This is a genomic window from Flavonifractor sp. HCP28S3_F3, assembly GCF_052065355.1.
In the GTDB taxonomy this organism is placed as follows: domain Bacteria; phylum Bacillota; class Clostridia; order Oscillospirales; family Oscillospiraceae; genus Flavonifractor.
Genome location: NZ_JBQHUF010000007.1, coordinates 100,431 through 118,045, shown reverse-complemented (window position 1 = coordinate 118,045; position 17,615 = coordinate 100,431). Strand labels below are relative to the sequence as shown.

The 17,615-nt window shown below is 62.2% G+C and carries 19 protein-coding genes; 13 read left to right on the top strand and 6 right to left on the bottom strand.

Annotated elements, in window-relative coordinates; translation table 11 throughout:
* Positions 1-82: 82 nt before the first annotated feature.
* Positions 83-217 (bottom strand): 50S ribosomal protein L34, encoded by a 135-nt coding sequence (rpmH, locus tag ACTNB1_RS08500; RefSeq protein ID WP_006570963.1) that lies wholly within the window; start codon positions 215-217, stop codon positions 83-85.
* 411 nt (positions 218-628) lie between these two features.
* Here rpmH and dnaA point away from each other — a divergent pair, with 411 nt between their 5' ends.
* The 12 genes from dnaA to bilS all read left to right on the top strand — a co-directional run bounded on the left by dnaA (position 629) and on the right by bilS (position 11,588).
* A complete protein-coding gene (gene dnaA, locus ACTNB1_RS08495; protein WP_441168824.1) occupies positions 629-1,942 on the top strand; it encodes a chromosomal replication initiator protein DnaA in 1,314 nt (437 codons plus the stop codon).
* A gap of 252 nt (positions 1,943-2,194) precedes the next feature.
* Complete coding sequence (gene dnaN, locus ACTNB1_RS08490; protein WP_441168823.1) at positions 2,195-3,307, top strand: DNA polymerase III subunit beta; 1,113 nt, start codon at positions 2,195-2,197, stop codon at positions 3,305-3,307.
* A gap of 21 nt (positions 3,308-3,328) precedes the next feature.
* Positions 3,329-3,751: an acyl-CoA thioesterase gene (locus ACTNB1_RS08485; protein ID WP_441168822.1), complete on the top strand. Its 423-nt coding sequence runs from the start codon at positions 3,329-3,331 to the stop codon at positions 3,749-3,751.
* Positions 3,752-3,757: 6 nt separating this feature from the next.
* Positions 3,758-3,970 (top strand): RNA-binding S4 domain-containing protein, encoded by a 213-nt coding sequence (locus tag ACTNB1_RS08480; RefSeq protein ID WP_441168821.1) that lies wholly within the window; start codon positions 3,758-3,760, stop codon positions 3,968-3,970.
* Positions 3,967-5,073 (top strand): DNA replication/repair protein RecF, encoded by a 1,107-nt coding sequence (gene recF, locus ACTNB1_RS08475; protein ID WP_441168819.1) that lies wholly within the window; start codon positions 3,967-3,969, stop codon positions 5,071-5,073. The genes ACTNB1_RS08480 and recF overlap by 4 nt, the downstream gene beginning before the upstream one ends.
* 9 nt (positions 5,074-5,082) lie before the next feature.
* Positions 5,083-5,394 (top strand): Tat pathway signal protein, encoded by a 312-nt coding sequence (locus ACTNB1_RS08470; protein WP_441168817.1) that lies wholly within the window; start codon positions 5,083-5,085, stop codon positions 5,392-5,394.
* Between the two features lies 1 nt (position 5,395).
* Positions 5,396-5,659: an extracellular matrix regulator RemB gene (remB, locus tag ACTNB1_RS08465; protein WP_441168815.1), complete on the top strand. Its 264-nt coding sequence runs from the start codon at positions 5,396-5,398 to the stop codon at positions 5,657-5,659.
* A gap of 89 nt (positions 5,660-5,748) precedes the next feature.
* A complete protein-coding gene (gene gyrB, locus ACTNB1_RS08460) occupies positions 5,749-7,689 on the top strand; it encodes a DNA topoisomerase (ATP-hydrolyzing) subunit B (protein WP_441168814.1) in 1,941 nt (646 codons plus the stop codon).
* A 60-nt stretch (positions 7,690-7,749) separates the two neighbouring features.
* Positions 7,750-10,263 (top strand): DNA gyrase subunit A, encoded by a 2,514-nt coding sequence (gyrA, locus tag ACTNB1_RS08455; protein ID WP_441168813.1) that lies wholly within the window; start codon positions 7,750-7,752, stop codon positions 10,261-10,263.
* A 3-nt stretch (positions 10,264-10,266) separates the two neighbouring features.
* A complete protein-coding gene (locus tag ACTNB1_RS08450) occupies positions 10,267-10,623 on the top strand; it encodes an SHOCT domain-containing protein (protein WP_441168811.1) in 357 nt (118 codons plus the stop codon).
* A gap of 10 nt (positions 10,624-10,633) precedes the next feature.
* The gene (rnhA, locus tag ACTNB1_RS08445) at positions 10,634-11,071 is read left to right on the top strand and encodes a ribonuclease HI (protein ID WP_441168810.1); all 438 of its coding nucleotides are present in this window, start codon (positions 10,634-10,636) and stop codon (positions 11,069-11,071) included.
* Positions 11,072-11,081: 10 nt separating this feature from the next.
* Positions 11,082-11,588 carry a flavodoxin family protein BilS gene (gene bilS / locus ACTNB1_RS08440; RefSeq protein ID WP_441168809.1) on the top strand — a complete coding sequence of 169 codons (507 nt, stop codon included), beginning with the start codon at positions 11,082-11,084 and terminating at the stop codon, positions 11,586-11,588.
* A 24-nt stretch (positions 11,589-11,612) separates the two neighbouring features.
* Here bilS and ACTNB1_RS08435 read toward each other — a convergent pair whose 3' ends face one another.
* Complete coding sequence (locus tag ACTNB1_RS08435) at positions 11,613-12,950, bottom strand: MATE family efflux transporter (protein WP_441168808.1); 1,338 nt, start codon at positions 12,948-12,950, stop codon at positions 11,613-11,615.
* A 4-nt stretch (positions 12,951-12,954) separates the two neighbouring features.
* Positions 12,955-13,518 carry a sugar O-acetyltransferase gene (locus ACTNB1_RS08430; protein ID WP_441168807.1) on the bottom strand — a complete coding sequence of 188 codons (564 nt, stop codon included), beginning with the start codon at positions 13,516-13,518 and terminating at the stop codon, positions 12,955-12,957.
* Between the two features lie 106 nt (positions 13,519-13,624).
* Here ACTNB1_RS08430 and ACTNB1_RS08425 point away from each other — a divergent pair, with 106 nt between their 5' ends.
* Entirely contained in the window at positions 13,625-14,923 is a 1,299-nt protein-coding gene (locus ACTNB1_RS08425; protein WP_441168806.1) for a putative ABC transporter permease, read from the top strand.
* 37 nt (positions 14,924-14,960) lie between these two features.
* On the opposite strand, the gene ricT is transcribed toward ACTNB1_RS08425, so the two are convergent.
* From ricT to ACTNB1_RS08410, 3 genes are read right to left on the bottom strand one after another with little or no spacing between them, the layout of a single operon-like run.
* Positions 14,961-16,229, bottom strand: coding sequence for a regulatory iron-sulfur-containing complex subunit RicT (ricT, locus tag ACTNB1_RS08420; protein ID WP_441168804.1), 1,269 nt, complete (start codon positions 16,227-16,229; stop codon positions 14,961-14,963).
* Between the two features lie 29 nt (positions 16,230-16,258).
* Positions 16,259-17,254, bottom strand: a complete 996-nt coding sequence (locus tag ACTNB1_RS08415; protein ID WP_441168802.1) for a DNA polymerase III subunit — start codon at positions 17,252-17,254, stop codon at positions 16,259-16,261.
* A 6-nt stretch (positions 17,255-17,260) separates the two neighbouring features.
* On the bottom strand, positions 17,261-17,584 hold the full coding sequence (locus ACTNB1_RS08410) for a cyclic-di-AMP receptor (RefSeq protein ID WP_441168801.1): 324 nt from the start codon (positions 17,582-17,584) through the stop codon (positions 17,261-17,263).
* Positions 17,585-17,615: the final 31 nt, after the last annotated feature.

Below are 17,615 nucleotides of genomic sequence, written 5' to 3'. Positions count from 1 at the left end.
CTCCGTTTCTGCGTATACTGCGCAGGGGCGGTGGGAAAGCTCCCCCGCCCCTCAAAAAAGCCCTATTCCATTCGCGGACCCATCAATGGGTCAGACGGGCGCGGCCTTTCGCGCGGCGGCGAGCCAGGACCTTGCGGCCGTTGGCGGTGCGCATGCGCTTGCGGAAACCGTGCTCCTTGGAGCGCTGGCGCTTCTTGGGCTGATAGGTACGGACCATGTGAGGACACCTCCTGTTCAATGATCGGCGGGTCATCCCGCCTCCACAACAGCCTTTCGGCTGCGGTTGACAAAGGAAACTGCTTTACACTACGCCGCGTATACGGCGCACATGGTATTATAGCCTATTTAAAAATCACCTGTCAACCATAACTTTGCATCTTTTTTTGTTTTTTTCTCCCTTCTGGGACACAAATACAATATCTTGTGGCTCTCTCCCCACCGCCGCACAGCCGTGGAGGCGGACAGGGGTGCGGAACGCCTCCGGGAGGGCCCGGGCTCCCCCTCCGTGGGGACACCAAAAATCACCCGGAAAAAGGAATTCTTTTTTATATAGTATCGGTTGCGACCAGGGCGTTTTTTTGGTATAATTAATTGGATACGATATTTTACCGAAAGAGGTGGTCTCTTCGTGAATTTACCGGCCGATCTCTGGGCCAAGGTGCTCTCCCTGATGGAAGGGGAGATGACCGCCACCACTATCAACACCTGGTTTGACGACGCCACCGCCGTGGCGCTGGAGGCAAACCGGTTTGTGATCCATACTCCCTCCAACTTCAAGCGGGACATTATCCAGTCCCGCTATGTGCCCGTGATTCAGAAGGCCCTCCACGAGCTCTTTTCCGCCGAGTTCGAGGTAGTGGTGCTGGGGGAGGGGGAGCTGGAGGGCTACGGCAAGCCTGTGGACGACGTGTTTCTCCCCGGCACGGAGGAGTATACCTTTGAGCGGTTCGTGGTGGGCTCCTCCAACAAGTTCGCCCACGCCGCCGCCCTGGCGGTGGCCGAGCAGCCCGCCAAGACCTACAACCCCCTGTTCATCTACGGCGAGTCCGGCCTGGGCAAGACCCACCTGCTGTACGCCATCGCCCACAAGATCCACCGCAATCACCCGGAGTACCGCATCGTGTACATCAAGGGCGATTCCTTCACCAATGAGCTGATCCAGGCCATTCGGGAGGGCCGCAACCCAGAGTTCCGGGAAAAGTACCGGTCCGCCGACGTGTTCCTCATGGACGACGTGCAGTTCATCGCCGGCCGCGAGTCCACCCAGGAGGAGATGTTCCACACCTTCAACACCCTGTACGAGGCGGGCCGTCAGATCGTATTCACCGCCGACCGTCCCCCCAAGGAGATGCTGCGGCTGGACGACCGTCTGCGTACCCGATTTGAGTGGGGCCTGCCTGTGGACATCCAGCCCCCGGACTACGAGACCCGCGTGGCCATCATCAAGAACAAGGCCATCCGCCGGGGCATGAACCTGCCCGATCCGGTGCTCCAGTACATCGCGGAGAATATTACCTCCAACGTGCGTCAGATTGAGGGCACCGTCAACAAAATCCTGGCTTTCCAGGAGCTGATGGGGGAGAGCGTGGACGTGGACACCGTCACCCGGGCGGTGCGGGACATGTTCAAGGACAAGGCGGAGTTCCTCCCCTCGCCGGAGGTCATCATCGACGAGGTGGGCAAGTTCTACAACATCGACCCGGAGGCACTGCGGGGTCAGGGCCGTACCAAGGACACCGCGCTGGCCCGGCAGATCGCCATGTATCAGATCCGCCGGATGACCAATCTGTCCCTGAAGGAGATCGGCAAGGAGTTCGAAGGCCGCGACCACACCACCGTCATGCACTCCATTGACCGCATCGAAAAGCTGACCAAGCAGTCCCCTGAGATCGCCGAGGTCATCAAGGACATCAACGCCAATATCAACGCCCGGTACGAATAAGGATTTTTCCACCTTTCCACAGGATTTTGGGGAGATGTGGAAAGACGCCTGTGGATAAGTTTTGCCCCGGTTATCCACATGTGGAAAGGGCAATTTTTCATCCACAACCCCTGTGGACGTTTTTTCCCATGGCCCTCAAGGCTTTGCGGGAGTTTTCCACATCATTTTTCCCTACGGCTTACTATTACGACATTTATCCCCCTCTTTCTCCTGGAGGAGCGGAGGGGAGCAGGAAACGGAGGAAGCAACGCTATGAAATTCACCTGCGAAAAGGCGCTCTTGCAGGCAGCCATCTCCACCACCTCCCGGGCGGTATCGCCCAAGAGCTCCATTCCCGCTCTGGAAGGAATTCTGGTAGAGGCCGGCAACGATCTGCGGCTCACCGGCTACAATCTGGAGACCGGAATCCGCACCGTGGTGCCCGCCGAGATCCAGGAGGAGGGTACCCTGGTGCTGGGTGCCCGTCTGTTCGGAGAGATTATCCGCAAAATGCCCGATGATATGGTCACTTTCCAGGCTGATAACTATATGGTCAACATCAAATGCGGCATGAGCGAATTCAATATCCTGGGTACCGACCCGGAGGAGTTCCCCGAGCTGCCCACCGTGGAATACCAGAATTCCCTGGTTCTGGAACAGAGCAAGCTGAAAGCCATGATTTCCCAAACCCTGTTCGCCGTCAGCGACAACGAGAGCCGTCCCATTCACACCGGCTCCCTGTTTGAAGTGGACGACAGCGGCCTGACCATCGTCTCTGTGGACGGCTACCGGCTGGCCCTGCGGCATGAGTCCATCCAGAAAAAGGAAGGCGCTCCCGAGTTCTCCTTCGTGGTGCCCGGCGCGGCCCTGTCCGAGGTGGAAAAGATCTGCTCTGATGTGGACGAAACTGCCTCCGTCACCCAGGGCGCCCGCCATGTAATGTTCAAAGTTGGGGATACCATGCTGGTTTCCCGCCGGCTGGAGGGTGAATTCCTGGCTTACCGTCAGGCCATTCCCCGGAACAACACCATCCATGTGGAAGGTGATACCCGGGCGCTGCTCTCCTCCATCGACCGCGTCAGCCTGATCATCAGCGACAAGCTGAAGAGCCCTCTGCGCTGCGTGTTTGACAACGGCGTGCTCAAGATCACCACCAAAACCGCCATCGGCGACGCCTATGATGAGTGCCCCATCACCGGCGACGGCGAGGGGCTGGAGATCGGCTTCAACAACAAATATCTGATGGACGCCTTAAAGGCCGCTCCCGCCGACCAGGTTCGGCTGGAGCTGACCACCGGCGTGTCCCCCTGCGTCATCCTGCCCACTGAGGGAGAGGAAAAGTTCCTCTACATGGTGCTGCCCGTCCGTCTGCGGGCCGGGGAGTAACAGAAAAGGAGAAAACAGACCTTGGAACTGCATCCTTACCTGCACAAAGTGCAGTTTTATGAGACCGACGGCATGAGTATCGTCCACCATGGAAATCATATCCTGTGGATGGAGGAGGCCCGCTCCGACTTCATGGACCAGCTGGGCTGGGGCTACGAGAAGGCGGTGGAGGCAGGCATCGACTTTGCCGTGTACAGCGTGTCCTGTTCCTATAAATCCATGACCCGGTTTGGGGAGACGGTGGCCATCACCATGAAGGTGACCAAGCTCCAGGCCGCCAAGATGGAGCTGAGCTACACCATGGCGGATGCCGCCACCGGCCAGATCCGGGCGGTGGGCACCAGCGTCCACTTCTTCTACGACCGGGCCAAGGGCAAGCCGGTTGCGCTGAAAAAGGCGCTGCCGGAGGTATACGCCCTGCTGGAATCCTGCATGGAGGGCTGAGCACAGATGGAACACAGACAAGTCAAGATTACCACCGAATTCATCAAGCTGGAGGCCCTGCTGAAATTTGAGGGCATGGCCGAGACCGGCGGGGACGCCAAGGAGCGGATCCAGGCCGGTGAGGTGACGGTGAACGGCGAGGTATGCACCATGCGGGGCAAGAAGCTGCGCCCCGGCGACAAGGCCGCCCTGGACGGGGTGGAGCTGGAAGTGGTATGATCCTTCGCTCCATCACCCTGGACTTTTTCCGGAACTACCCCCACTTTGAAGGGGAGTTTTCCCCCAGCGTCAATGTGATTTGGGGAGAAAACGCCCAGGGCAAGACCAACCTGCTGGAGGCCGTGGCCTATTTGTCCACCGCCTCCTCCCACCGGGCCAGGTACGACAAGGAGCTCATCCAGTTCGGCGTGGACCACGCCTTTGTGAAGGGCGAGGTAGAGGCCCGGGAGCGGAAATTCACTCTGGAGGCCCGGCTGAGCCGGGGCGCCAGGCGGCAGCTCTTTTCCAACGGGGTGCGGCTAAAGACAGCCGGGGAGCTGTCGGGAGTGCTCAACACCGTGCTCTTCTGCCCGGAGGATCTGTGGCTGATCCGGGAGGGTGCGGCGGTGCGCCGGAAGTTTCTGGACAGCTGCATCTGCCAGCTGCGGCCCAAGTATGCCGAGGCCCTGGCGGAGTACCGCCGGCTGTATGAGCACAAGACCCGGATCCTGCGGGACTGGGAGGAGCATCCCTCTCTGCTGGACACCCTGGACGAGTTCAATCTCCGCATGGCCCAGACCGGTGCCCTGATCATCCACTACCGGGCCCACTTCATCAAGCGGCTGGGGGAGGTGACGCCCCCCATCCACCGGGACTTCTCCGGCGGGCGGGAGGCGCTGGAGCTGGGGTATGAGACGGTAAGCACCGTGGAAGACCCTCTTGCTCCCGCCCGCACCATTCTGGAGCAGCTGCTGGAACACCAGCAGTCCCACCGGAGGGCGGAGCTGGAATCCCGTCAATGCCTGTCCGGTCCCCACAAGGACGATCTGGCGGTGCTGCTGGACGGGCTCTCCGCCCGGCAGTTTGCCTCCCAGGGCCAGACCCGGACGGCGGCGTTGTCCCTCAAGCTGGCTTCCCGGGAAATCTTTTTCCGGGAGACCGGGGAGTGGCCGGTGCTGCTGCTGGACGATGTTTTGTCCGAGCTGGACGGAAAACGGCAGGAATTTGTACTCAAACGTATCACCAGCGGCCAGGTTTTCATTACCTGTTGTGAGGAGATGGACCTCTCCCGGCTGGGGAGCGCCCGCACCTTCCACATCAAAGACGGGGCGCTGGTGGGATAAGGAGACCCTATGCCCATTATCATCGGCATTTTCTGCGTGCTGCCCCTGGTCTTGGGGCTGATCGCTCAATATCTGGTCTGCCGGTTTCCCAAACGGAAGCTGTGGCGGGCTCTGCCGCCTTTGATCGTCCTGATTTTGGCGGTTTGGACAGCAATGGGACGGCTGAGAGTGTGGGAGGCCGACCACTCCCCGGTGACCCAGCTCCTGTTCGTCCCCGGCCTGCCCGCCCTGTTCGCCTTGATCGGCATCGTGCTGGGCTGGCGGCTGTGGAAGAAATTATGGAGCCCCAAAGTGATCTGGGAGAAAAAGAGGAGGGACTGACATGTATCTGCATCTGGGCCAGAGCGTGGTGGTCCCCTACCGGGATGTGGTGGGGATCTTCGATCTGGACAACACCAGCTCCTCCCACCTGACCCGCGCCTTTCTGGAGCGGGCGGAGAAGGAGGGACGGGTGGTCAACGTGTCCGACGATCTGCCCCGGTCCTTTGTCCTGTGCACCCAGGAGCGGGGAAACAGCACCGTTTATCTGTCTCAGCTCTCGGCGGCCACTCTGCTGCGGCGGGCGGAGAGCAACAGTTTCGAATAAATTTAGAGGACGGGCCGCCGGAGGCGGCTCCTGCAAGAGCTGCAGGATCGGCCCCTGGCTGCCCGAAGGATCCCAATGGAGGTTTTCAAATGTCTGAAGAACTGAACAGCACCACCCAGGTGGAGCACGAATACGGCGGCTCCGAAATCCAGGTCCTGGAGGGCCTGGAGGCTGTCCGGAAGCGCCCGGGCATGTATATCGGCTCCACCAGTGAGTCCGGTCTCCACCATCTGGTCTATGAGATCGTGGACAACTCCATCGACGAGGCCCTGGCGGGCTACTGCGACGAGATCACCGTCCGCATCGACGAGGGGGATACTATCACCGTCATCGACAACGGCCGCGGCATCCCGGTGGATATCCAGCCCCAGACCGGCCTGCCCGCCCTGGAAGTGGTCTTTACCATCCTCCACGCCGGCGGCAAGTTCGGCGGCGGCGGCTACAAGGTGTCCGGCGGCCTCCACGGCGTGGGCGCTTCGGTAGTTAACGCCCTCAGTGAGTGGCTCACGGTTCGTGTCCATAAAGAGGGCAAGATCTACGAGATGAAGTTCTCCCGGGGCAAGGTGACCCAGCCCATGCAGATCGTGGGCGATACCGACCGCCACGGCACCGAGGTCACCTTCAAGCCAGACCCCGAGATGTTCGAGGTCACGGAGTATAACTACGACACCCTCCACACCCGCATGCGGGAGGAGGCCTTCCTCAATGCCGGCCTGCGCATCCACACCATCGATGCCCGGCCCGGCAGGGAGCAGGAAGACACCATGCACTACGCCGGCGGCATCCGGGAGTTCGTGTCCTACATCAACCGCTCCAAGGATGTGATCCATACCGACGTGGTGTACATGTCCGGCATGAAGGACGACTCCATGGCGGAGGTGGCCTTCCAGTACAACGACGGATATAACGAGACCATCGTCTCCTTTGCCAACAACGTCCACACCCCTGAGGGCGGCATGCATGAGGAGGGCTTCAAGCGGGCTCTCACCACCGTGCTCAACAACTACGGCAAGAAGATGAAGATCCTCAAGGACGAGGACAAGGTGTCCGGCGAGGACTGCCGGGAGGGCATCGCCTGCGTTATCTCCGTCAAGCTCACCGAGGCCCAGTTCGAGGGCCAGACCAAGGCCAAGCTGGGCAACGCCTCCATCCGCACCCTGGTGAACAACATCGTCACCGAAAAGCTCACCGAATACCTGGAGGAGAACCCCGCCGTGGGCAAGGCCATCCTGGACAAGGCCCTCATGGCCAACCGGGCCCGTGAGGCTGCCCGGAAAGCCCGGGAATCCATCCGCCGCAAGACCGCTCTGGGCGGCGCCGCCATGCCCGACAAGCTGCGGGACTGCAACGAGGTCAACCCCGAGCTCACCGAGCTCTACATCGTGGAGGGCGACTCCGCAGGCGGCTCCGCCACCCAGGGCCGGGACAGCCGGTTCCAGGCCATCCTGCCGCTGTGGGGCAAGATGCTCAACGTGGAGAAGGCCCGTGCCGACAAGGTATACGGCAACGACAAGCTGACCCCCGTCATCACCGCCCTGGGCGCCGGCATCGGTGACGACTTCGACCTGGAAAAGCTGCGCTATCACAAAATCATCATCATGGCCGATGCCGATGTGGACGGCTCCCACATCCGTACTCTGCTGCTGACCTTCTTTTTCCGGTTTATGCGGCCCCTCATTGAACACGGCTACGTCTACGCCGCCGTGCCTCCCCTGTACAAGCTGACCCGGGGCAAGACCACCCGGGTGGCCTTTGACGATATTGAGCGTGAGAAGATCGCCGCCGAGCTCCGGGGAGACAACCCCAACGCCAAGGTGGATATCTCCCGGTATAAGGGCCTGGGCGAGATGAACCCCCACGAGCTGTGGGAGACCACCATGGACCCGGAGCGGCGCACCCTCAAGCGCATCGAGCTGGACGACGCGGTGGCTGCCGACCAGACCTTCACCGTCCTCATGGGCGAGAAGGTGGAGCCCCGGAAGGAGTTCATCGAGCGCAACGCCAAGTACGCGGTGAATCTGGATTACTAAGGGGGCGGCGTCTCCGACGCCCCGCCTTTGACCCTATCATAAAGATTGAGAGGCATCAGCATGAGCAAAAAGCCACAGTATGATCCGGAGGAGATCCGGTACCCGGACCAGACCATCGTCACCGCGCCCCTGGTGCATGAGATGGAGCAGTCCTATATCGAGTACGCCATGAGCGTCATCAAGGGCCGCGCCCTGCCCGACGTGCGGGACGGCCTGAAGCCCGTACACCGCCGCATCCTGTACGCCATGTACGAGGATAACCTGACGGCGGACAAGCCCTTCAAGAAATCGGCCACCTGCGTGGGCGACGTGCTGGGCCGGTATCACCCCCACGGCGACGCCAGCGTGTACGACGCCCTGGTCCGTCTGGCCCAGGACTTCTCCATGCGCTATCCCCTGGTGGACGGCCACGGCAACTTCGGCTCCATCGACGGCGATCCCCCGGCCGCCTACCGTTACACCGAGGCCCGCATGTCCCGCATTTCCGACGAGATGCTCCGGGACATCGAAAAGGACACGGTGGACTGGGACCCCAACTTTGACGAGACCCGGAAGGAGCCCCGTGTGCTCCCCAGCCGGTTCCCCAACCTGCTGGTGAACGGCTCGGCGGGTATCGCCGTAGGCATGGCCACCAACATCCCGCCCCACAACCTGCGGGAGGTCATTGACGCCGCCATCTGCGTGCTGGACGATCCCAACGCCACCCTGGGCGACCTGATGGAGCATGTGAAGGGCCCCGATTTCCCAACCAAGGGCATCATCATGGGCCGCTCCGGCATTAGGGCCGCCTACGCCACCGGCCGCGGCCGTGTGTGCGTCCGGGCCCGCACCGAGTTTGAGGAGTTCGGCCAGAACCGCACCCGCATCATTGTGACCGAGATCCCCTACCAGGTCAACAAGCGCATGCTCATTAAGAACATGGCCGACCAGGTGGAGGACAAGCGTCTGGAGGGTATCTCCGACATCCGGGACGAATCCGACCGCAACGGCATGCGGGTGGTCATTGAGCTGAAGCGGGACGCCAATCCCCAGGTGGTGCTCAACCGCCTGTTTGCCCAGACCCAGCTCCAGACCACCTTCGCCATCAATATGCTGGCTCTGGTGGACGACCAGTCCCAGCCCAAGATCCTCTCCCTGCGGCACATTCTGGACGAGTACATCGCCTTCCAGGAGGAGATCATCGTCCGCCGTACCAAGTACGACCTGAAGAAGGCTCAGGAGCGGGCCCACCTGCTGGAAGGCCTGCTCATCGCCGAGGAGAATATCGACGCGGTCATCAAGACCATCCGGGAGAGCTACGACAACGCCAAGGAAAACCTGATGGCCCGGTTCGGGCTGGACGACGTCCAGGCCCAGGCCATTCTGGACATGCAGCTCAAGCGCCTCCAGGGCCTGGAAAAGGAGAAGCTGGAGAACGAGTACAAGGAGCTGGAGGAGCGCATCGCCTACTACAATGAGCTGCTTGCCAGCGAAGAGATGATCCGTGGCGTGCTGAAGGACGAGCTCACCGCCATCCGGGACAAGTACGGCGACGACCGGGTCACCGAGATCCAGGACGTGGAGGACGAGATCGACATCGAGGACCTCATTGAGGAGGAGGAGTGCGTCTTTACCCTCACCGACGGAGGCTACATCAAGCGCACCGCCGCCAGCGAGTATGCCGCCCAGGGCAAGGGCGGCCAGGGCAGAAAGGGTATGGCCACCAAGGAGGAGGACTACGTGAACACCGTGTTCACCGCCTCCACCCACGACTATATCCTCTTCTTCACCGACCGGGGCCGTGTGTTCCGCAAGAAGGGCTATCAGATCCCCGAGTCCGGCCGCACCGCCCGGGGCACCAACCTGATCAATATCCTCCAGGTGGAGCAGGGCGAGAAGGTGTCCGCCATGATCCACACCCGGGATATCGAGAGCGAGGACCGCTATCTGGTGATGGTGACCCGCAACGGCACGGTAAAGCGCCTGTCCGTGTCGGCGCTGAAGAACCTGCGCAACAACGGCCTGCGGGTGCTCACCCTGGAGGAGGGCGACGAGCTCATTACCGTCCGGGAGACCGACGGCACCAAGAAAATTCTGATTGCCACCCACGACGGCCAGGCCGTCTGCTTTGACGAGAACGACGTGCGGCCCATGGGCCGTACCGCCGTGGGCGTCCGGGGCATCCGCCTGCGGGACGGCGACTATGTGGTGGGCGCCGCCCGTGCCACCGCCGGCCGCTGCGTGCTGTCCATTACGGAGAACGGTTACGGCAAGCGCACCCCGGTGGAGGACTACCGTATCACCAACCGCGGCGGCCTGGGTATCCGCAACTACATGGTCACCGAGAAGACCGGTGCCGTGGTAGGCATCAAGGTGGTGGACGGCAGCGAGGACCTGCTGCTGGTCACCCAGAGCGGTACGCTGATCCGCACCCATGTGGACAACATCCGCATTGCGGGCCGCTCCACCCAGGGCGTTATCGTCATGCGCTTCAAGGAGGAGGGTGACCGGGTGATCTCCCTGGCCCTCACCGATCGGGACGACGAGGAGGAATCCACACCGGAGACGGTTGATGTGGAAAACAAGGAGGGATAAGCCATGCGGAAAAGACGGGTGACTTACCGCCCCAGCAAGCCCGCCGCTATTTTGGGCGGCGTGATGGGCTGTATCTTTGTTGGTATCGGTGTTTTTGTAGTGATCCCGACCTTCGGGCCCTTCGGCATCCTGTGGACCCTTATTGCCGTGGGCATCACCGGCGTCAATCTCTACCAGGCCTTCGGCAAGGGCTATGTGGGCCCCGAAATCCACATTGAGGACGAGAATGGGGAAAACCCTTCCGCTGCCGGGGCCAGTCCCGAGGAGCGCCTGCGCCAGCTCCAGTCCCTGTACGACCAGCGGCTGATCACCACTGAGGAGTATGAGCAGAAGCGGCAGGAGATCCTGAAGGAGCTGTAAGAGGAGAAGCATGAAAACAGTCACCATTTATACCGACGGGGCCTGTTCCGGCAATCCCGGCCCCGGCGGGTGGGGGGCCATTTTGCAATACGGGGAGTTCAAAAAGGAGCTCTCCGGCGGGGAGGCCCACACCACCAACAACCGCATGGAACTGACCGGAGTGATCACCGCCCTGTCGGCGCTGAAGGAGCCTTGCATCGTGGAGCTCTACTCCGACTCCAAGTACGTCATTGACGCCCTGGAGAAGGGCTGGGCCAAGGGCTGGAAAGCCCGTGGCTGGGTGAAGGGGGACAAGAAGCCTGCCCTGAACCCCGACCTGTGGGACAAGCTGCTGACCCTGTGCGAGTATCACACCGTCCGCCTCCACTGGGTCAAGGGCCACGCGGATAATCCGTATAATAACCGCTGTGACGAGCTGGCGGTGGCGGAGAGCCGCAAATACAAATGAGGAGAATCCTATGAGAATCGCAATTGTTTTTTCCAGCGCTACCGGTAACACCGCCCAGGTGGCTGAGGCCATCAAGGAAGCCTGCGGGGGACACGAGATCGTAGCATACGGCCAGCCGCCCCAGAACGTGGACAAGGCGGAGCTGGTGTTTGCCGGGTCCTGGACGGACAAGGGCACCTGCACGGCGGAGATGAAGGAGTTTTTACAGGGGCTCCACGGCAAGCGGGTGGCTCTGTTCGGCACCGCCGGCTTCGGCATCTCTGAGCTGTACTTCGCCTCCCTGGCGGAGCGGTTCAAGGCGGAGGTGCCCCAGGGCAACCAGGTGGTGAGCACCTTCTTCTGCACCGGCAAGATGCCCCAGGCTGTCCGTACCCGGTATGAGGCACAGCTGAAGGAGAAGCCCGGCGACGGAAAGCTGGAATCCATGATTAAGGCCTTTGACCTGGCCCTGACCCACCCGGACCAGGCCGACCTGGCCCAGGCGGCGGACTTCGCCCGGGAGGCCATGAGCGTATAAAGCAAAAGAAAAAGCGGTCTGTTCTCATAGAACAGACCGCTTTTTTTGATACACACGGTAGGCAATGATACACAGGATGATCTGCACCACTGAGGAGGTGGGGGTGGCGAGACCAATCTGAAACAAGGTGGCTCCCTCCAGATGGCTGATCAGCCACACCACCGGGATACGGACACAGAAGGCACCCACAATGCCCTGGAACATGACGAACATGGTCCGGCCGCAGCCGTTAAAGTAGCCCAGAAAGCAGAAGAGCACGGCGGTAAGGATGCAGTCGATGCCGTAGGCCTTCAGGTACTGGTGGGCGGCTTGGATAACGGCTGGGTCGCTGGAGAAAACAGCGGACAGGGCGGAGCCGCCGAAGAAGGCCAGGGCGCTCATGGCCAGACCGGCCATCAGGGCGGTGCGGATGCCGTAAAACAGGGCCTTGCGGGAGCGGTCCGCCCGTCCCGCGCCGTTGTTCTGTGCCACAAAGGCGGAGATGGACTGCATGTAGGCCGAGGAGACCAGCATCAGAAAGACACAGACCTTTTCCGCCACCCCCACGGCGGCGGACTCGGTCACGCCCATGCCGTTGACGATGACCTGGATGAAGAGAAAGGAGAACTGTACCAGCAGCTCCTGGAGGGCGATGGGAGTGCCCACCCGCAGGATGCCTTTGACGCAGACGCCGTCAGGCCGGAGGCAGGACAGGGAGAAGGAAAAGGGGAGGGGCCTCCTGCGGATGAGGAGCAGGGAGCATAAAACGCTGACGGCCTGAGCTCCCACAGTGGCAATGGCGGCGCCCGCTGCCCCCATATCGAAGCCGGCTACCAGAACCAGATCTCCCACGATGTTGATGACGCAGGCAATAGCCACAGTGAGCAGAGGCGTGCGGGAGTCCCCGATGCCCCGGAAAACCGCGCCGATGACGTTGTAGGCCACGATGAATACGGTACCCATGCCGCAGATGCGGATGTAGTCGCTGGTTTGAGAAAAGGCCTCCTCCGGCGCGTGGAGCATGGACGCCAGGACCCGGCTGCTGGGTGCGGTAAAGGCGGTGACCAGTATCGCCACCACGGCAAAGATCACGATGCCGGTGCCGATGGCCTTTCCCGCCAGGGTCCGCTTGCCCGCGCCGATGGCGTTGCCCACAAAGACGGTGACGCCCATGGTGAGGCCGGTGATGACCATGGTGACGGTATTGAACAGCTGGCTGCCTGAGGCCACGCCCGACTGCTCCAGGGTACCGGCGAACCGTCCTACGATGATCAGGTCGGCGGCGCCGTAGGCGGCCTGAAGAAGGAGGGCCAGCAGTACAGGGACAGCGAAGGAGATCAGAGCGGTCAGAATGTTGCCTCGGGTGAGGCTTTGGGTCCTCATAGGCTCACTTCCGCTCCTCTGCCGGCTTGATGGGCCGGCAGGGATTGCCCACCGCCACCATGCCGGCGGGGATGTCCCGGGTCACCACGCTGCCCGCGCCGATGACACAGCCGTCCCTGATGGTCACACCCGGCAGCACCGTCACGCTGCCGCCGAACCACACATCGTTTCCCACGGTGATGGGCTTGGCAAACTCCAGGCCGCTGCTGCGGGTGGCGGCGTCCAGGGGATGTCCGGCGGCATAGAAGCTGCAGTTGGGCCCGATCAGCACATTATCCCCAAAAGTCACCGGGGCGCAGTCCAGTATGACGCAGTTGTAGTTGGCGTAAAAGTTGTCGCCTACGGTGATGTTGCTGCCGTAGTCGCAGCGGAAGCCGGGATTGACGGTGAGGGAACCCTTCACAGACCCCAGCAGCTCCCGCAGCAGGGCGATCCGCGTCTCCTCCTCAGCGGGGGAGAGCTGTTCCAGCTGATGGCACAGCAGAGCCGCCCGCAGGCGCAGCTCCCGCAGCTGGGGCACCTCGGCGTTGTATAGTTGCCCGGAGATCATTTTTTCAAATTCTGACATGAAAATACTCCTTCTCGCCTCTGGGGCGAAGCACATTCTCATTGTATTTTAATTGAAAATGCGGTAAGATACAATCCGAATCTTTAGAAGGAAAGGTGGATGGACTGTGGCGCTCTATCCGATGCTCTGGCTGTTCTTCTGCTACGGCCTGCTGGGCTGGGTGCTGGAGACCGCCTTTGCCGCCCTGCGGCAGAGGCGGTACGTGGACCGCAGCGTACTGTTCGGCCCCCTGTGTATCTCCTACGGCCTGACAGGAGCGGTACTTACCTGGGGCCTGTGGGAACTGCGGGGCCAATATTTCTTCCTCTTCCTGGGCTGCGCCGTGGGCGCCACCGTGGTGGAGTGGGTGGCCGGACACCTGCTGGAGCGGGCTACTCATACCCGCTGGTGGGATTACAGCCGTTACCGCTTTAATCTGGACGGATACATCTGTGCCGGGGCCTCCGCCGTGTGGGGCCTGCTGGGCCTGGTGGCCGTGGAGTGGATCAGTCCGCTGCTGGTCTCCTTGTACCGGCTGCTGCCGCCGCTGCTGAGCCATATCCTGCTGCTGGTGCTGGTGGTGGTGCTGCTGGTGGACGGCCTGGGTACCATCCTCACCCTGATGGGCATCCGGGACGCCCTGCCTCAGGTGGAGGCGGTGAATAACCGCCTGGCTGCTCTGTCTGTCCGCATGGGAGAGTGGATCCTCCGCCGCACCGAGGGCCGGATCCAGCGGTCCTACCCCAAGGCACAGTTTATTCGCCGGCGGGAAAAGGACAGAACCAGCCCCTTCCTCCGGGGCAATAGCTTTTACAGCATCATGCTCCTCTTCCTGGTGGGCGGCGTGTGCGGCGATTTGGCCGAGACCATTTTCTGCCGGGTGCGGCTGGGCTGGTGGATGAGCCGCAGCAGTGTGGTGTGGGGCCCCTTCAGCATCGTGTGGGGCCTGGCTCTGGCGGCGGCCACCCTAATGCTCTACCGCTACCGGGACCGGACAGCCAGCTTCTTTTTCGTGGCGGGCACCCTGCTGGGCGGCCTATATGAGTACCTGTGCAGCGTATTTACCGAGCTGGTGTTCGGCACCGTGTTCTGGGACTACAGCGCCATTCCCTTCAACCTGGGTGGCCGCATCAACCTGCTGTACTGCTTCTTCTGGGGCTTTGCCGCTGTGGCCTGGTTCAAGGGGCTCTATCCCGTCCTGGCCCGGTGGATGGCAAAGATCCCGCCCAGGGCGGGAAAGATCGCCGTATGGGTCCTGATTCTCTTCATGGCAGTGAATATGTCGGTCAGCGCCCTGGCCCTGGCCCGGTACAGCAGCCGGGCCGCCGGAGAGCCCGCCGACCAGGCCTGGGAGGTCTATATGGATACACACTACGACGACAGCGTGATGCACCGCATCTACCCCTATGCCAAAATGACAGACTGAATAGAAAAAACGGGCGGCCGAATGGCCGCCCGTTTGCTTATGCTTCGGGTGTCTGGGGCTTGTCTCCCCGGGGCTTGCGGTGATACCGCCGGCGGGGACGCTTCTTTTCTCCAGCAGGCGCGGCCTGCTGCTGCTCCCCCTGGGGTGCGGGAGTGGGCTTGGCCTGCTGCTCAGGTGCGGGCTTGGGCTTGTCCGCCTTAGGGGCCTTCTGCCTGGGCTGGGGCGCGGGCTGCTGTTTGGCCGGCTCCTGCTTGGGCTGACCCTCACCGCCCGCGGGCTTGCTGCCGCCCCGGCGGCCCCGGCTGCGCCGGCGCTTGGGGGCGGTTTCGCCGCCGGTCTCCTCAGGTACTTCAGGAGCGGCGGCAACACCTATGTCAGTGAGGGCATTGTCCAGGCTGCCCAGCAGGCTCTTGGGCTCCTCTGCCGGGGTGACCTTCCGCAGCTTGGCCAGCTCCTCCGGCGGCGGGGCTACGTAGCCCTCCGGACGTTTGCCCTTGCCGTTGCGCACCACGCAGATCTCGCAGTTGTGGAAGCACTTGGGGGTCTCGGGCTGGTCCTCCAGCCGGACGGTCACCGTCTCCTTCAGCAGGTTCACCTGGGACACGGTGCCCACACCCTCCGGGGTCTCCACAAAGGACTCGTTCTTGGGCATCCGCTTGACCGCGTCCTCATAGGCGTCCTGCTCATATTTCAGGCAGCACATCAGCCGCCCGCAGGTGCCCGAGATCTTGGTGGGGTTGAGGGAGAGGTTCTGAGTCTTGGCCATCTTGATGGACACCGGCTGGAACTCGTCCAGAAAACCGGAGCAGCAGAAGGGCCGGCCGCAGATGCCCAGGCCGCCCAGCATTTTCGCCTCGTCTCGGACGCCGATCTGCCGCAGCTCGATACGGGCGTGGAACACGCTGGCCAGATCCTTCACCAGAGCACGGAAGTCCACCCGGCCTTCGCTGGTGAAGAAGAAGAGGATCTTGTTCCCCTCAAAATTGTACTCCACCTCCACCAGCTTCATGTCCAGCCCGTGGGCGGCGATCTTGTCCTGGCAGATGGTGAAGGCTTTCTTTTCCTTCTCCCGGTTCTTGGCTACCGTATCCAGGTCCTTCTGGGTGGCGATGCGCACCAGGGGGCGCAGGGGCTGCACCACCGCCTCGTCCTCCACCATGGTGTTGCTCTGGACGCACTCGCCGTACTCCAGGCCCCGGGAGGTCTCGATGATGACGCCCTGGCCCTCAGCCACCTGCTGGCCCTGGGGGTCAAAATAATACTGTTTGCCTCCGCTCTTGAAGCGGACGCCGATGATCTCGGTCATGTTGTCCTCCAAATCTAATGGTAGGGTGCTCACTTCAGCTCCGCCAGACCTGCCGCCAGCCAGCCAGCCAGGTGGCCGGCGCCCAGATTGAAGTCCAGGGCCTCCCGCAGCCTGCGGGTCAGCTCCATGGCGGACATAAGCTGCCTGGGCTTGAGGATGGACGCGGCGCGCTCCGCCGCAGCCCAGCGCTGGGGATCGGTCTCCAGGCAGGCGCCGCAGGAGGCGGTAAGTGCGTCCCGCAGCAGCAGGGCAAACTCCTCCAGCAGCTTGTCCAGCCCGTCCCGGTCCCATTTGTCCCGCTCCAGACCGGTGCAGAACTCCACAAGGGCGGTCTCATTTCCGGCAGAGAACTTCTCCAGCAGCTCGCCTGCCGCCTGGACCTCCCGCCGGTCCTCTCCGGCGGTCCCTTCCAGCTCAGCGACCGCCCGGCCCAGCAGACCCTCACAGTGCTCCGCGGCGGCCTGACGCTGTCCGTGGGTACACTGGGGATAATGGGCGTCTATCCAGGCCCGTGCCTCCTGCGGGGTCACCGGAGACAGGGTGAGCACCTGGCACCGGGAGCGGACAGTGGGCAGCAGGGAGGCGGCGTTCTCCGCCAGCAGCAGAAAGGCGGCGTAGGGAGGTCCCTCCTCCAGCAGCTTGAGCATGGCGTTCTGGGCGCTCTGGTTCATGCTCTGGGCCCGGTGGATCACATAGACCTTCCGCCCGGCCTCGTTGGGCTTGATATAGGCGTCGGAGCGCAGGGCGCGGACCTGGGCCACGGTGACGTCCTTCCCGTCGGTGCCGATGGCGGAGATATCGGGATGGATGCCCGCCATGGCCTTTTTGCAGCCGGAGCACTTGCCGCAGGGTACGTCTCCATTACCGGAGCACACCAGGGCAGCGGACAGCAGGCCCGCCAGGGTCCGCTTGCCGGAGCCCGCCGGGCCGCTGATGATGTATGCGTGGGACAGGCCCCGGCGGGCGCACTCGCCCTCCAGCTGCCGCTTCAGCGGGCCGTTGCCCGCCAGTGGGGTCAGATTCATCTGGCCTTACACCCGCTCAAACCGCTCGATGTCCACCACGAAGATGGTGGCACCGCCCACGACCACTTCCACCGGCATAGAGGGGTAATACCCATAGCTCATTTCGGTGGTGGTGGGGATCATCTGCTTGCGGGAATGGGAGTGCTCCTTGATGATGTCAATGACGGTCTGCACCTTCTCCTCATCCACGCCTACCAGAATGGTCACGTTGCCTGCCATCAGGAAGCCGCCAGTGGTGGCCAGCTTGGTGGAAGAGAAACCTTTCTTGGTCAGAGCCTGGGTGACGGTGTTGGCGTCGTCATGATTGATGATCGCAAGGATCAGTTTCATATCTATCCCTCCTGCCTTGGGTTCACACACA

What these genes read in the sequence shown, in the direction of transcription:
- rpmH (WP_006570963.1), bottom strand. Translation starts at nt 217, where the DNA reads ATGGTCCGTACCTATCAGCCCAAGAAGCGCCAGCGCTCCAAGGAGCAC.
- dnaN (WP_441168823.1), top strand. Translation starts at nt 2,195, where the DNA reads ATGAAATTCACCTGCGAAAAGGCGCTCTTGCAGGCAGCCATCTCCACC.
- ACTNB1_RS08480 (WP_441168821.1), top strand. Translation starts at nt 3,758, where the DNA reads ATGGAACACAGACAAGTCAAGATTACCACCGAATTCATCAAGCTGGAG.
- recF (WP_441168819.1), top strand. Translation starts at nt 3,967, where the DNA reads ATGATCCTTCGCTCCATCACCCTGGACTTTTTCCGGAACTACCCCCAC.
- ACTNB1_RS08470 (WP_441168817.1), top strand. Translation starts at nt 5,083, where the DNA reads ATGCCCATTATCATCGGCATTTTCTGCGTGCTGCCCCTGGTCTTGGGG.
- remB (WP_441168815.1), top strand. Translation starts at nt 5,396, where the DNA reads ATGTATCTGCATCTGGGCCAGAGCGTGGTGGTCCCCTACCGGGATGTG.
- gyrB (WP_441168814.1), top strand. Translation starts at nt 5,749, where the DNA reads ATGTCTGAAGAACTGAACAGCACCACCCAGGTGGAGCACGAATACGGC.
- gyrA (WP_441168813.1), top strand. Translation starts at nt 7,750, where the DNA reads ATGAGCAAAAAGCCACAGTATGATCCGGAGGAGATCCGGTACCCGGAC.
- ACTNB1_RS08450 (WP_441168811.1), top strand. Translation starts at nt 10,267, where the DNA reads ATGCGGAAAAGACGGGTGACTTACCGCCCCAGCAAGCCCGCCGCTATT.
- rnhA (WP_441168810.1), top strand. Translation starts at nt 10,634, where the DNA reads ATGAAAACAGTCACCATTTATACCGACGGGGCCTGTTCCGGCAATCCC.
- bilS (WP_441168809.1), top strand. Translation starts at nt 11,082, where the DNA reads ATGAGAATCGCAATTGTTTTTTCCAGCGCTACCGGTAACACCGCCCAG.
- ACTNB1_RS08435 (WP_441168808.1), bottom strand. Translation starts at nt 12,950, where the DNA reads ATGAGGACCCAAAGCCTCACCCGAGGCAACATTCTGACCGCTCTGATC.
- ACTNB1_RS08430 (WP_441168807.1), bottom strand. Translation starts at nt 13,518, where the DNA reads ATGTCAGAATTTGAAAAAATGATCTCCGGGCAACTATACAACGCCGAG.
- ricT (WP_441168804.1), bottom strand. Translation starts at nt 16,229, where the DNA reads ATGACCGAGATCATCGGCGTCCGCTTCAAGAGCGGAGGCAAACAGTAT.
- ACTNB1_RS08415 (WP_441168802.1), bottom strand. Translation starts at nt 17,254, where the DNA reads ATGAATCTGACCCCACTGGCGGGCAACGGCCCGCTGAAGCGGCAGCTG.
- ACTNB1_RS08410 (WP_441168801.1), bottom strand. Translation starts at nt 17,584, where the DNA reads ATGAAACTGATCCTTGCGATCATCAATCATGACGACGCCAACACCGTC.